14 protein-coding genes are annotated in these 13,070 nt (G+C 59.5%); 5 read left to right on the plus strand and 9 right to left on the minus strand.

Translation table 11 applies throughout. From position 1 onward, the window contains the following. Positions 1-53: 53 nt before the first annotated feature. From PSH90_RS06835 to PSH90_RS06850, 4 genes are all read right to left on the minus strand, one after another. The gene (locus PSH90_RS06835) at positions 54-1,886 is read right to left on the minus strand and encodes an ABC transporter ATP-binding protein (RefSeq protein ID WP_056783633.1); all 1,833 of its coding nucleotides are present in this window, start codon (positions 1,884-1,886) and stop codon (positions 54-56) included. Positions 1,887-1,974: 88 nt separating this feature from the next. Continuing rightward, positions 1,975-2,538: a peptidylprolyl isomerase gene (locus PSH90_RS06840; RefSeq protein WP_305382414.1), complete on the minus strand. Its 564-nt coding sequence runs from the start codon at positions 2,536-2,538 to the stop codon at positions 1,975-1,977. A 3-nt stretch (positions 2,539-2,541) separates the two neighbouring features. Continuing rightward, positions 2,542-3,345, minus strand: coding sequence for an alpha/beta fold hydrolase (locus tag PSH90_RS06845; protein WP_252885531.1), 804 nt, complete (start codon positions 3,343-3,345; stop codon positions 2,542-2,544). Positions 3,346-3,359: 14 nt separating this feature from the next. Beyond that, the gene (locus tag PSH90_RS06850) at positions 3,360-4,283 is read right to left on the minus strand and encodes a LysR family transcriptional regulator (RefSeq protein ID WP_016771199.1); all 924 of its coding nucleotides are present in this window, start codon (positions 4,281-4,283) and stop codon (positions 3,360-3,362) included. Positions 4,284-4,332: 49 nt separating this feature from the next. On the opposite strand from PSH90_RS06850, the gene PSH90_RS06855 reads away from it, so the two are divergent. The 3 genes from PSH90_RS06855 to PSH90_RS06865 all read left to right on the plus strand — a co-directional run bounded on the left by PSH90_RS06855 (position 4,333) and on the right by PSH90_RS06865 (position 6,965). Beyond that, positions 4,333-4,647, plus strand: a complete 315-nt coding sequence (locus PSH90_RS06855; RefSeq protein ID WP_016771198.1) for a hypothetical protein — start codon at positions 4,333-4,335, stop codon at positions 4,645-4,647. 232 nt (positions 4,648-4,879) lie between these two features. Further along, entirely contained in the window at positions 4,880-5,479 is a 600-nt protein-coding gene (locus tag PSH90_RS06860; protein ID WP_041478822.1) for an FMN-dependent NADH-azoreductase, read from the plus strand. 619 nt (positions 5,480-6,098) lie between these two features. Then, positions 6,099-6,965, plus strand: coding sequence for a carboxylate/amino acid/amine transporter (locus PSH90_RS06865; protein ID WP_217879511.1), 867 nt, complete (start codon positions 6,099-6,101; stop codon positions 6,963-6,965). 106 nt (positions 6,966-7,071) lie between these two features. On the opposite strand, the gene PSH90_RS06870 is transcribed toward PSH90_RS06865, so the two are convergent. Next, positions 7,072-8,370 carry a mechanosensitive ion channel family protein gene (locus tag PSH90_RS06870; protein WP_056783642.1) on the minus strand — a complete coding sequence of 433 codons (1,299 nt, stop codon included), beginning with the start codon at positions 8,368-8,370 and terminating at the stop codon, positions 7,072-7,074. Between the two features lie 191 nt (positions 8,371-8,561). Here PSH90_RS06870 and PSH90_RS06875 point away from each other — a divergent pair, with 191 nt between their 5' ends. Next, a complete protein-coding gene (locus tag PSH90_RS06875; protein ID WP_024012040.1) occupies positions 8,562-9,902 on the plus strand; it encodes a DEAD/DEAH box helicase in 1,341 nt (446 codons plus the stop codon). Positions 9,903-9,954: 52 nt separating this feature from the next. Here the strand turns inward: PSH90_RS06875 and PSH90_RS06880 are convergent, their stop codons facing one another. The 3 genes from PSH90_RS06880 to PSH90_RS06890 all read right to left on the minus strand — a co-directional run bounded on the left by PSH90_RS06880 (position 9,955) and on the right by PSH90_RS06890 (position 11,507). After that, positions 9,955-10,230 carry a hypothetical protein gene (locus PSH90_RS06880; protein WP_041478956.1) on the minus strand — a complete coding sequence of 92 codons (276 nt, stop codon included), beginning with the start codon at positions 10,228-10,230 and terminating at the stop codon, positions 9,955-9,957. Positions 10,231-10,333: 103 nt separating this feature from the next. Continuing rightward, positions 10,334-10,507, minus strand: coding sequence for a YhfG family protein (locus tag PSH90_RS06885; protein ID WP_110645024.1), 174 nt, complete (start codon positions 10,505-10,507; stop codon positions 10,334-10,336). 256 nt (positions 10,508-10,763) lie between these two features. After that, on the minus strand, positions 10,764-11,507 hold the full coding sequence (locus PSH90_RS06890) for a thioredoxin family protein (RefSeq protein ID WP_305382416.1): 744 nt from the start codon (positions 11,505-11,507) through the stop codon (positions 10,764-10,766). A 174-nt stretch (positions 11,508-11,681) separates the two neighbouring features. Here PSH90_RS06890 and PSH90_RS06895 point away from each other — a divergent pair, with 174 nt between their 5' ends. After that, positions 11,682-12,074: a transcriptional regulator gene (locus PSH90_RS06895; protein ID WP_095180673.1), complete on the plus strand. Its 393-nt coding sequence runs from the start codon at positions 11,682-11,684 to the stop codon at positions 12,072-12,074. Positions 12,075-12,194: 120 nt separating this feature from the next. Here PSH90_RS06895 and PSH90_RS06900 read toward each other — a convergent pair whose 3' ends face one another. After that, positions 12,195-13,064 carry a DUF6279 family lipoprotein gene (locus PSH90_RS06900; RefSeq protein ID WP_056783661.1) on the minus strand — a complete coding sequence of 290 codons (870 nt, stop codon included), beginning with the start codon at positions 13,062-13,064 and terminating at the stop codon, positions 12,195-12,197. Between the last annotated feature and the right edge of the window lie 6 nt (positions 13,065-13,070).

Consider the following 13,070-nt stretch of genomic DNA (forward strand, 5'->3'; position numbering starts at 1 on the left):
CCGCATTCGCGAGCAGGCTCGCTCCCACAGTTTTTTCACCGCACCGCCAGGCATCAGTCGATGCCGACAAACCCGCCGGTCTGGTGCGCCCACAACCGTGCATACAAGCCACGATGGGCGAGCAGTTCGGCGTGGGTGCCGCTCTCGGCGATCTTGCCGTTTTCCAGCACCACCAGACGGTCCATGCGCGCGATGGTCGAGAGACGGTGGGCGATGGCGATTACGGTTTTGCCCTGCATCAAGGTCTCGAGGCTTTCCTGAATCGCCGCTTCAACCTCCGAGTCCAGCGCCGAAGTGGCTTCGTCCATGATCAGGATCGGCGCGTCCTTGAGCAGTACCCGCGCAATCGCGATGCGCTGGCGCTGACCGCCCGACAGTTTCACCCCGCGCTCGCCGACATGGGCATCGAAACCGGTGCGGCCTTCAGCGTCGGACAGCAGTGGAATGAACTCATCGGCGCGAGCCTTGTGCACCGCCTCCCACAGTTCAGCGTCGGTGGCGTCGGGTTTGCCGTAAAGCAAGTTGTCGCGGATCGAGCGGTGCAACAGCGAGGTGTCCTGAGTGATCATGCCGATCCGCGCACGCAGGCTTTCCTGGCCGACTTCGGCAATGTTCTGCCCATCGATCAGGATGCGCCCGCCCTCGACGTCGTACAGGCGCAGCAACAGGTTGACCAAGGTTGATTTGCCGGCGCCGGACGGGCCGATCAAGCCGATTTTCTCCCCCGGTTTTATCGTCAGATTGAGGTCGCCGATGATGCCTTTCTTCTTGCCGTAGTGAAAATCCACGTGCTCGAAACGCACTTCGCCCGAGGCCACGGCCAGCGGTTTGGCCTGCTCGCGGTCGGTGACGCTGACCGGTTGCGAAATGGTGCGCAGACCGTCCTGGACCATGCCGATGTTTTCGAAAATGCCGGTGACCACCCACATGATCCAGCCGGACATGTTGACGATGCGAATCACCAGGCCGGTGGCCAGGGCAATCGCGCCGACGGTGATCAGCGACTGCGTCCACAGCCACAATGCCAGCGCGGTGGTGCCGACGATCAGCAGGCCGTTCATGGTGGTAATCGCCACGTCCATGCTGGTCACCACGCGACCGGCCATCTGCGCTTTGACGGTCTGTTCCTCGATCGCTTCCTTGGCGTAGTGCTGTTCGAAGTTGGTGTGAGCGAACAGTTTCAGCGTGGCGATGTTGGTGTAGCCGTCGACGATACGGCCCATCAATTTCGAGCGCGCGTCAGAGGCTTCCACCGAACGCTCTTTCACGCGCGGCACGAAGTAATACAGCGCGCCGATGTAGGCGACGATCCAGGTCAGCAAAGGGATCATCAGGCGCCAGTCGGCCTCGGCGAACAGCACCAGCGAGCTGATCGCATAGATCACCACGTGCCACAGCGCGTCCACCGCTTGCACGGCGGAATCGCGCAGCGAGTTGCCGGTCTGCATGATGCGCTGGGCTATGCGCCCGGCGAAGTCGTTCTGGAAGAAATTCAGGCTCTGCTTGAGCACGTAACTGTGGTTCTGCCAGCGGATCATGCTGGTCATGCCGGGGCTAAGGGTCTGATGCACCAGCAGGTCGTGCAGAGCAAAGAAGATCGGTCGCAGCACCAGAGCGACCACCAGCATCCAGGTCAATTCGAGGGCGTGGTCGCTGAAGAAATTCGGGTTGGGCGTGCCTTGCGCCAGATCGATGATGCGGCTCAGGTAACTGAACAGCGCAACCTCAATCAATGAGGCAAACAGGCCGATAACAAGCAGGGCAGCGAAACTCGGCCAGACCTGCTTCAGGTAATAGACGTAGAAGGGCCAGACGCGGTCCGGCGGGGACGCCGTCGGGGCGTCGCGGAAGATATCGATAAGTTGTTCGAAACGGCGATAGAGCATCAGATAACCGCCCGGAATCCGGGCTCTCCTTTTATCAGTGCGAGCGGCGCAGGCTCAGCCCGGCGCCGCTCGATATGCCCGGCGAAACTCAGTCGATGCGCTTGGCCGACTTGATGATCACAGGGTCGACAGGCACGTTTTGCATGCCTTGTTTGGTGGTGGTCTGCGAGTTGACGATGACGTCTACGACGTCCATGCCCTTGACCACTTTGGCGAACACCGCGTAACCGGCGTCACGGCCCGGATCGAGGAATGCGTTGTCGGCAACGTTGATGAAGAACTGGCTGGTCGCCGAATCAGGGTTGGAAGTACGCGCCATCGACAGGGTGCCGCGAACGTTGTGCAGGCCATTGCTGGCTTCGTTCTTGATCGGCGCCTTGGTGTCTTTCTGTTGCATCTGCTGGGTGAAGCCGCCGCCCTGAGCCATGAAGCCCGGGATCACGCGGTGGAAAATGGTGTTGTTGTAGAAACCGCTGTCGACGTATTCAAGGAAGTTCTTCGTGCTGATCGGTGCCTTGACCGGGTCCAGTTCGATTTCGATCTGGCCGTTGGTGGTGTCCAGCAGCACGTGGGGCGCCTTGGCCGGGGTAGCAGCCATCAGGTTGGCGGCAAACAGTACGGAGCTGGCGGCGAGGGCGAGTTTTTTCAGCATGGGTCAGTGATCCTGAGAGTGAAGGTCGGCTGTGGCGAGAAAATCCAGCAGCGTGTGATTGAAGCGTTCGGGTTGATCGAGCGGGGTGGCATGGCGCGAGTCGTCAATGACCACCAGCCGCGCATCCGGCAGCAGTTTTACATAGGTTTCTTTTAACGCCACCGGTGTGTAATCACGGTCGGCGCTGATGACGAGCGTTGGACAGGACACCCGGGAAAGTCGTTCCTGAACGCCCCAGCCCACGATCGCATCGAAGCTGGCGAGATAAGCACGTTTGTCGTTTTTTGCCCAGCGTTCGGCCATTTTCCGTCGCAGATCGGCCTGTTCCGGCTTGGGGAAAAGTTTGCTGCCGAGGGCTTTGCCGATGGTTTCCAGGCTGAGCAGGCGCATCAGGCTCCAGCGTTTGAACCACTGCCAGTAGTCGTCGCGGGTGCGCAATTTGACTTGTGGCGCGCTGTTGACGATGGTCAGGCTCTTGAGCACCTGCGGCTGATCGACGGCCAGCTGAAAACCGATCATCCCGCCCATCGACAGCCCGACGTAGTGCACCGGGCCGAGGCGCAGGTGCTCGATCAAGGCCAGCAGGTCGGCGCTGAACCCGGCAATGCTGTAGCGCTCGCGGGGTTTGTCCGAGCGCCCGTGGCCGCGAATGTCCGGGACGATCACCCGGTAGTGCGCGGCCAGCGCCGGGATCTGCATTTCCCAGTCCAGGGTGCTCGAGCCGAGCCCGTGAACCAGCAGCAGCGGCGCACCGTGGCCATATTCCTCGTAGTGCAGGTTGCAACCTTCGTGCTCGAAATACGCCATCGGTGAACTCCGTGTCAGGCTTGTTCAGGTGCGGCGAACGGTGCGTCCAGCGGCAAGGTGTCGAAGGTGCGCAGCAGTTCGATGAGGATCTGCGTGGCCGGGCCCAGGGGTTTGTCCTTGTTCGAATACAGATAGAAGCTCGAATTGCGGCTGCCGCCTCGATCCAACGGTAGCAGCTTGAGCGAACCATCCTTCAATTCGCGGTCGATCATGTGTCGCGGTAGCCAGGCAAAACCCAGGCCGCTGCTGACAAAGGTCGCGGCGGTGGCAAGGCTGCCGACGGTCCAGCGCTGCTCGGCGCCGAGCCAGCCGACATCGCGCGGCTGCTGGCGGCCGGAGTCGCGGATCACCACTTGCATCTGGGTTTCCAGATCCTGAAAGCTCAGCTCGCGGTTGAGCCGATGCAGCGGATGATCAGGGTGGGCAACGGCGACGAACTCGACATCGCTCAACTCCGCACCCAGGTAGCCCGGAATGCTCAGGCCGGTGATCGCCAGGTCCGCCACGCCTTCGAGCAGCACTTCCTCGACCCCCGACAACACTTCCTCGCGCAGACGCACGCGGCAGCCGCGACTCTGCGGCATGAACGCGGTCAGCGCGCGGACGATCCGCGCGCTCGGGTAGGCGGCGTCGACCACCAGCCGCACTTCCGCTTCCCAGCCTTGCTCCATGTGATGGGCGAGGTCTTCGAGTTGGCTGGCCTGTTTGACCAATTGCCGCGAACGGCGCAACAACACGCCGCCGGCCTCGGTGAGCACAGCTTTGCGCCCGTCGATGCGCAGCAACGGCACGCCGAGCTGATCCTGCATGCGGGCGACGGTGTAGCTCACCGACGATTGCGAACGGTGCAGGGCCTCGGCGGCCTGGGCGAATCCGCCGTGGTCGACCACGGCCTGCAACGTTCGCCATTGATCAAGGGTCACGCGGGGCGCTTTCATCAATAGCTCCTCTTGTCCTAAGCTGGCCGTCCCTCATGGAGACTGCCGAATGAAAAAATTCTGTTGTGTGGTGCTGGCGCTGCTGCCGTTGACCGCGTTTGCCTATCCGATCGATGTGCAAAAGGATCTCAACGGCATGAAGATCGACTACGAGACTTACGACACGGACAACGACATCGGCTCGATCCGCGTGGCCAACTACGGTGATGTCGACGCGACCTGCCGTGCGGTGTTCAGCAACGGCCCGGAAGCACCGCGCACGCGCAGCATCGATGTCCCGGCGGGCAAGCATAAAAACGCCACGGCCAAGTTCACCCGCGAGATCATCAAGCTGCGCATCAAACTGACCTGCACCCCGAAATAACGCTATTTCCCTGTGGGAGCGAGCCTGCTCGCGAAGACGGAGTGTCATCCAGAGATGATGTGACTGACATTCCGCTTTCGCGAGCAGGCTCGCTCCCACAGGGGATATGGGTCTAGCTTATAAACGAATTTATCGATGGATTACAGCGGATATTTGCGCTTTTTCATCGATTCGACTCTGTTTAACCTTCACTCCATCGACTTACAACATTCTCGGATGGAGGCTACACACCATGTCCCGCGTTCTGATCATCGAAAGCAGTGCCCGCCAGCAAGACTCGGTTTCCCGTCAACTGACCCAGACCTTCATCGCTCAGTGGAAAGCCGCGCACCCTGCCGATCAGATCACCGTGCGTGACCTCGCCGCCAACCCGGTGCCGCATCTGGACGCCAACTTGCTGGGCGGCTGGATGAAGCCCGCCGAACAGCGCAACGACAGCGAACAGGCGTCGCTGGACCGCTCCAACCAATTGACTGATGAGCTGCTCGCCGCCGACGTGCTGGTGATGGCTGCACCGATGTACAACTTTGCGATCCCGAGCACGCTCAAGGCCTGGCTTGACCATGTGCTGCGTGCCGGGGTGACCTTCAAGTACACCGAAACCGGCCCGCAAGGTCTGCTCAGCGGCAAGCGCGCCTTTGTCCTGACCGCTCGCGGTGGCGTGTATGCCGGTGGCCCGGCGGATCATCAGGAACCGTACCTGCGTCAGGTGATGGGTTTCATCGGGATCAACGACGTGACCTTTATCCATGCTGAGGGCATGAACCTGGGCGGTGACTTCCAGGAGAAGGGCCTGAATCAGGCCAACGCCAAACTGTCTCAGGTCGCTTGATCGGTTAATCGCCAGATAATCGCCGATTGTTTAAGTGACCTGGCGCAACCCCTTCAAGGTTCCACGCGCATCGAACCTCCCTTTGCACTTTTGCTCCTGAGTGCTGTAGCCCGATTGAACGCTTTAGCGAGATCGGGCTTTTTTTTGTCTGGGTTTTCTTGGCGGCCTTTGGGCCGACCAGGCTCTTGGGGTTTTGGGTGAATATCCGTTACTGCGGTGTTGCGGCTGGAGGTTCCGCTCTTACAGCGGGTTACTTTGGCAAACGCCCCAAAGTAACCAAAGGTCTGTGCCCCAACGTTCGGCCCGCTCGCTGGGGCTCGGGGTTCCTTCGCTGCGGGATCGATCCCTCCGCTCAGCCTGCCGACGGGGCGGGTGGATCAAGATCAAGAGCGGTACTCGAGCTTGCGCTCATTGTGTTGAGCGGTGGAGGGCCGGTTTTTGGCTTCTTTGGATTCGATGCGGTATTTCATGTCGGCGTAGCTTGCCCAACCACCTCGGTCAGTCCCCTCTCCCTCCGGGAGAGGGCTAGGGTGAGGGGCTTTTGATTCCGGCGCCGTTTGCTGTTGGAGCCCATCCGAAAAACCGCTATCGTCGCCGCCATTCGATTTTCGAGGCGAGCATGGGCTATCTACTTTTTGTCACGCTGATCCAGGCGTTTTCCTTCAGTCTGATCGGCGAATACCTGGCTGGGCATGTCGACAGTTACTTTGCGGTGCTGGTCCGTGTGGTGTTGGCCGGGCTGGTGTTTATTCCGTTGACGCGCTGGCGTTCGGTGGAGCCGGCGTTCATGCGTGGCATGTTGCTCATCGGCGCGTTGCAGTTCGGGGTGACTTACGTCTGCCTGTACCTGAGCTTCCGCGTGCTGACGGTGCCGGAGGTGTTGCTGTTCACCATTCTCACGCCGCTGCACGTGACGTTGATCGAAGACGCGCTGAACCGCCGCTTCAACCCGTGGGCGTTGATAGCTGCGCTGGTAGCAGTCGGGGGTGCGGCGGTGATTCGCTTCGACAGCATCAGTCCCGACTTCTTCATGGGCTTCCTGCTGCTGCAACTGGCCAACTTCACTTATGCCGCCGGGCAGGTCCTGTACAAGCATCTGGTGGCGAAGCATCCGAGTGACCTGCCGCATTACCGCCGCTTCGGTTATTTCTACTTGGGCGCATTGGCGGTTGTGCTGCCAGCGTTCCTGTTGTTCGGCAAGTCGAACTTCCTGCCGGAAGCGCCGCTGCAATGGGCGGTGTTGCTGTTTCTCGGACTGGTGTCGACGGCGCTGGGTCTGTACTGGTGGAACAAGGGCGCGTGCATGGTCAACGGCGGTACCCTGGCGGTGATGAACAACCTGCATGTGCCGGTGGGATTGTTGTTGAATCTGCTGATCTGGAATCAGCATGAGGAACTGGGGCGGTTGTTCCTTGGCGGGGGTGTGATTCTGGCGGCTGTGTGGATCAGCCGGTTGGGTATCCGCAAATCCCCGGCCGCCGCATAACCCCTGTGGGAGCGAGCCTGCTCGCGAAGGCGCTGGGTCAGATAAGTATGGGTCGACTGACACATTGCATTCGCGAACAGGCTCGCTCCCACATTTGATCTTTGGGTTACATCAGGTGTTTTTCCGGCTCGGGAATACTCGCCGAGCCCAACACCGCCGGCAGCAATCCGGCGCGCAAATCCCCGCCACTCGGCTGTTGATACAGACTCAAGCCAAACTCCGGCAACACCGCCAGCAGGTAATCGAAAATATCCCCCTGAATCCGCTCGTAATCGGCCCACACCGTGGTGCGGGTGAAGCAGTAGATTTCCAGCGGAATGCCCTGCGCGGTGGTTTGCATCTGCCGGACCATGCAGGTCATGTTCGGCTGAATCTCCGGGTGACTCTTCAGATACGCCAGCGCATAGGCGCGGAAGGTGCCGATATTGGTCATGCGGCGGCGGTTGGCCGACATCGCCGCGACATTGCCCTGGGCCTCATTCCAGGCCTTGAGCTCGGCTTTCTTGCGGCCCATGTAGTCGGTCAGCAGGTGCACCTGCGAAAGCTTTTCTTCCTCGTCGTCGCGGATGAAGCGCACGCCGCTGGCATCGATGAACAGGCTGCGTTTGATCCGCCGACCGCCGGACTGCTGCATGCCGCGCCAGTTCTTGAATGATTCGGACATCAGGCGCCAGGTCGGGATCGAGACGATCGTCTTGTCGAAGTTCTGCACTTTGACCGTGTGCAACGTGATGTCGACCACGTCGCCATCGGCGCCGACTTGCGGCATCTCGATCCAGTCGCCGACCCGCAGCATGTCGTTGCTGGTCAGCTGCACGCTGGCGACGAACGACAGCAGCGTGTCCTTGTAGACCAACAGAATCACTGCCGACATCGCACCCAGACCGGACAATAGCAACAGCGGCGAGCGGTCGATCAGAGTGGCGACGATGATGATCGCGCCGAACACGTACAAAACCATTTTCGCCAGTTGCACGTAGCCTTTGATCGAGCGTGTACGCGCATGCTCGGTGCGCGCGTAGATGTCGAGCAGGGCGTTGAGCAGGGCGCTGACCGCCAGCAGCAGGAACAGAATGGTGAAGGCCAGCGCGACGTTGCCGAGGAAATTCATCGCGGTTTTGCTCAGCTCCGGCACCAGGTGCAGGCCGAACTGGATCACCAGCGACGGCGTCATCTGCGCCAGTCGTTGAAACACCTTGTTGTGGCGAAAGTCGTTGATCCAGTGCAGCGCCGGTTGGCGGCCGAGCATGCGACTGGCGTGCAGGATCAGGTAACGCGCCACTCGCCCGAGCACCAGCGCGATGACCAGCAGCACCAGCAGCGCCAGTCCCGATTGCAGAAGTGGGTGCTCTTCGAGCGTGCCCCAGAGGCCTTGGGCTTTGAGCCAGAGCTGTTTGATATCCATGAGCGAAACGTTTCTTCTGTAAGACGCGAGGGCCGATTAGAGCATTTAAGACGCTGTGTATTGCAGCGAGTGACAAATCGGGCAACAAAAAAACCACTGATTGTCGGCGTTTGCACAAAGAAACTCGGCCTGAGCGCTCGAAACCGGTAACCTATGCAGCTGTTTTTTTGCATATCTTCGAGGTAGCACCCGTGTTTTCCCAATTCGCCCTGCACGAACGCCTGCTCAAAGCCGTGGCCGAGCTGAAATTTGTCGAGCCAACGCCAGTGCAAGCCGCGGCCATCCCGCTGGCGCTCCAGGGGCGTGATCTGCGGGTGACGGCGCAAACCGGTAGCGGCAAAACCGCCGCTTTCGTCCTGCCGATCCTCAATCGCCTGATCGGCCCGGCGAAGATCCGCGTCAGCATCAAGACGCTGATCCTGCTGCCGACTCGTGAGCTGGCCCAGCAGACTTTGAAGGAAGTCGAACGCTTCTCGCAGTTCACCTTCATCAAGTCCGGCCTGATCACCGGCGGCGAAGACTTCAAGGTGCAGGCCGCCATGCTGCGCAAAGTGCCGGACATCCTCATCGGCACCCCGGGACGGATGATCGAGCAACTCAATGCCGGCAACCTCGACCTGAAAGAAGTCGAAGTGCTGGTGCTCGACGAAGCCGACCGCATGCTCGACATGGGTTTCGCCGAAGACGTGCAGCGTCTGGTCGATGAGTGCCCGAACCGTCAGCAGACCATGCTGTTCTCCGCGACCACCGGCGGTTCCGGTCTGCGCGAAATGATCGCCAAGGTCCTGAACAACCCGGAGCACCTGCAGCTCAACGCGGTCAGCCAGCTCAACTCGACGACTCGTCAGCAAATCATCACCGCCGACCACAATCAGCACAAAGAGCAGATTGTGAACTGGCTGCTGGCCAACGAGACCTACCAGAAGGCCATCGTCTTCACCAACACTCGCGCCATGGCCGACCGCATCTACGGCCGCCTCGTGGCCCAGGAATACAAGGCGTTCGTGCTGCACGGCGAGAAAGACCAGAAGGATCGCAAACTGGCGATCGATCGACTGAAACAGGGCGGCGTAAAGATCCTCGTCGCGACTGACGTTGCGGCCCGTGGTCTGGACGTCGACGGTCTGGATCTGGTGATCAACTTCGACATGCCACGCAGCGGCGACGAGTACGTGCACCGCATCGGTCGTACCGGCCGCGCCGGCAACGATGGCCTGGCGATCTCGCTGATCTGCCACGGCGACTGGAACCTGATGTCGAGCATCGAGCGCTACCTGAAGCAAAGCTTCGAGCGCCGCACGATCAAGGAAGTCAAAGGCACCTACGGCGGGCCGAAAAAGGTCAAGGCCTCGGGCAAAGCCGTCGGCGTGAAAAAGAAAAAGACCGACGCCAAGGGCGACAAGAAGAAAACCGCCGCCAAGACGCCGACCAAGCGCAAGAGCGTCAACCGTCCAAAGCCGGATTCTCTGGTGAGCAGCGACGGCATGGCCCCGCTCAAGCGTCGCAAGCCAGCAGAACCTGCGGCTGAGTAAGCTTTAGAACGCGCATAAAAAAACCGGACAATGTCCGGTTTTTTTTTCGTCCTCAACTGTCGGCTTTTTTCTCTGCCGACCCCAGTTCCTTCAAACGCTGATCGATCAACTGGCACTTGTCCGGCAGATCGGCGCTGGCCGTGCCCAGATCCATTTTCTGCAACTCGGCGTTAATCTCCTTGGCTTTTTCCGGATTCTGCTCGGTGAGCTTGGAGACTTCCTTGGCCAGTTGTTCGCGTTTGATCGTCGCCTCTTCCGGCGTGCAGGCCCAGACGGGCAGGGCGCAGGCGAGAGTGGCGGCGAGGGAGAGCTTGATCAGGATTTTCATGGGCAGGCCTCAGTTCCGGTTAAGGCGGGTTAACCGGTTGAGGGCTGAAGCGTGGCAAAAGTTCAGTAAGCTTCGCAGGAGGAATGCGGATCAAAGTCCACAGCTACGTTTCAGCTAATTGCAAGATAGCTTTCAACGCGGCCTCTCGCGTCGGCAGCTTGATCTCGCCTTCACAAGCAGACGGAACGAAACCTTCAAGACGCAAACTCGCTGCGAAGTTGGCTTTGCGATGCTTGGCAAACCAGATTTTTTTGGTTTCTAAACTGAGCTTTTGCATTGGCGCCTGTCCATGTCAGAACCTCGTATTATAGCGGACGCACATCCGCAGAGCCCTGTCGGCTTAATACGGCACAAACGATACAGCGTTGAACAACATTTCGACGTGCGTGCCAAATTCCCAACCAGACATTGTTCTCCTTGGGAGCGAGCCTGCTCGCGAAACAGGCGACACGTTAGCACCGCCTTGTCGTGTAATCGTTTTTCGCGAGCAGGCTCGCTCCCACAGGTCCTCGTGTGTTTTCTCCACAGTGAACTCAAGATCGCTGCTCACCATGACAGCAACCCGACTTCGGCACACCGTCATACCGATCATGATGTCGCACCCATTCCATGATCTCGTCTTCATTCCTGCCCTTGGGCGTCAGATCAAGGTAGTGGTAAGCGCCGACCAGCATGTCCAGACCGCGTGCGTACGTTGAATAGGTGTGAAAAATCTCGCCTTCGTCATTGCGATAAAACACGCTCAGCCCCGGCATTTCTTCCTCGGCGCTGTCGGTTTTTTCGTAATTGTAGGTAGCCTTGCCCTCGGCGACATCTTCAGCCCGGGCGCAGACGCCGAAGTCGTAATTGAAATCGCAACCTTCTGACGAGACCCAGTCGAATTTCCAGCCCATGCGTTGTTTGAACGCCTGAAACTCGCGCAACGGCGCGTGGGAAACGGCGACAACTGCGACGTCGTGATGGGCCAGGTGCTGGTTGGCTCCATCAATGTGGTCACTGAGGAACGAGCAGCCCTGGCAGCCTTGCTCCCAGCCTTTGGCAAACATGAAGTGATAGATGACCAACTGGCTGTTGTTGCCAAACAGGTCGTTGAGCTTGAGCTCGCCGTTCGGCCCTTGAAAATGATAGTCCTTGTCGACTTTCACCCACGGCATGGCGCGGCGCTCGGCGCTGAGGCGATCGCGTTCCCGGGTGAAGGCTTTTTCGTGGGCCAGATGCTGTTGACGGGCAGCGAGCCATTCTTCGCGTGATACCACCGGATGGTTTGCAACGTTCATGACCATGTCTCCTGCGGGTTGAACCGGCTGTTTCAGACTAGTCGTTTAACCAGCGAGAGAATCGACAGACCGCCGGTCGGTCGCCGCGAAGATATGCGGCTGAACGGCTGCGCAGCGCTTGGGTCACAACCTTTGAAAGCGGCACAAATCACCCGCACCGGAGGTTGAACCAGGATGACAACTTATAACTGGGATTTGATTGAACGTTTGCTGCATGAAGTGCAGAACAGCGCTGGACAGAGCTTCGCTCCCCGCGCTTATGCCGAAGCCTACGCGGCCGAGAAAGCCAGCGCCGGCGAGCCGATCGAGAATCTCGACCATTTGAAAACGCTGGCCTGTGAGTATGAAAGTCTGCTGCTTGACCGTGGTTATATCGAGCCGCGTCCGGATCATGAAGGCAGTACCGGCAACAATTTCATTCTGACGCAGCGCGGTTCCAGCCTGCTGAGCCTGATCGACAGCAGCATCCCCGGCAACGACCACCCGCGTCAGGTGCTGGATGAGCAGGAGGATGCGCTGGATGAGGTGACATTTGATGAAGTCGCTTCAAAGGCTCAAATCGCCTGAGCCAGCGAAATCCCCCTGTGGGAGCGAGCCTGCTCGCGAATACGGTTTGTCAGTGACATTGAACTGTCTGATACACCGCTTTCGCGAGCAGGCTCGCTCCCACATTGGATTCCAGTAATCTCAAGGTTTCTGCGCGGCCTTCAGGCATTTCAGGTCATTGAAGTCCTTACGCACTTTCTCGATTTTCTTCAACAACCGCTCACGCTGTTGCGGCGTGCTCTGCGCCATCAGATCGACAAACAGCGAGCGTGCCTGGGCTTCAGTGTTGGCGTAGGCCTCGCGGTAGTCCGCTGTCCACAACCGCTCGCGGTTGACTAGAAGTGTCTCGATGCGTTGTGGGAATTCCGGGCTTTGGCGTTGCGCAACGGCGGCACTGAACTGTTGCTGCCAGTGCGCTCGGTTGGCGATCCATTGAGTGTTCTGGTCGCCCAAGGCGTTGGTCCAGGCCGCGACGCGTTGTTTCTGTGTGTCGCTGAGCGGACCCAGCCAGTCGTTCAGGCGTTTTTCCATGCGCTCGCCGCGTTCCTTGATCTGTTGGGCCAACGGCGGTTTCACGTATTCCTGCTGACGTTTGCGCAAATCCTTGGCAAACGCGTCGTTCATTTCTGCGACCTGTTTATCGTCCAGGCCCTGCAGCAACTCAATGGCCGAAGGGGTGATTTCCCGGGCGGTTTCGGCAATGGCCTGCTTGGCTTCGGCGGTGCGCTCCTGCAGGGCGACGTCGCTGACCTGATTGCTCTCGACCATGGCCTGCAATCGGTCCAGCCAGTCGAGGTAACCCGGTAACTGCGTGGTGCAGTGCCAGCTCAGGTGTTCTTTGAGCCGGTCGTTGAACCAGTCTTTCTGCTCGCCGTTCATGTCCACGTAGTCACTCAGCGACCATGGAATAATCACGTCGAGGTTGCGGTAGGCCAGGCCCACGCGGCTGCAAGCGCCGAGGGCGAGGGTGAAGATCAGCAGGGCGGCAATCTGTTTGAACCAGCGAGACATGGGCAA

The sequence above is a fragment of the Pseudomonas sp. FP1762 genome (genome assembly GCF_030687105.1).
GTDB lineage: Bacteria > Pseudomonadota > Gammaproteobacteria > Pseudomonadales > Pseudomonadaceae > Aquipseudomonas > Aquipseudomonas siliginis.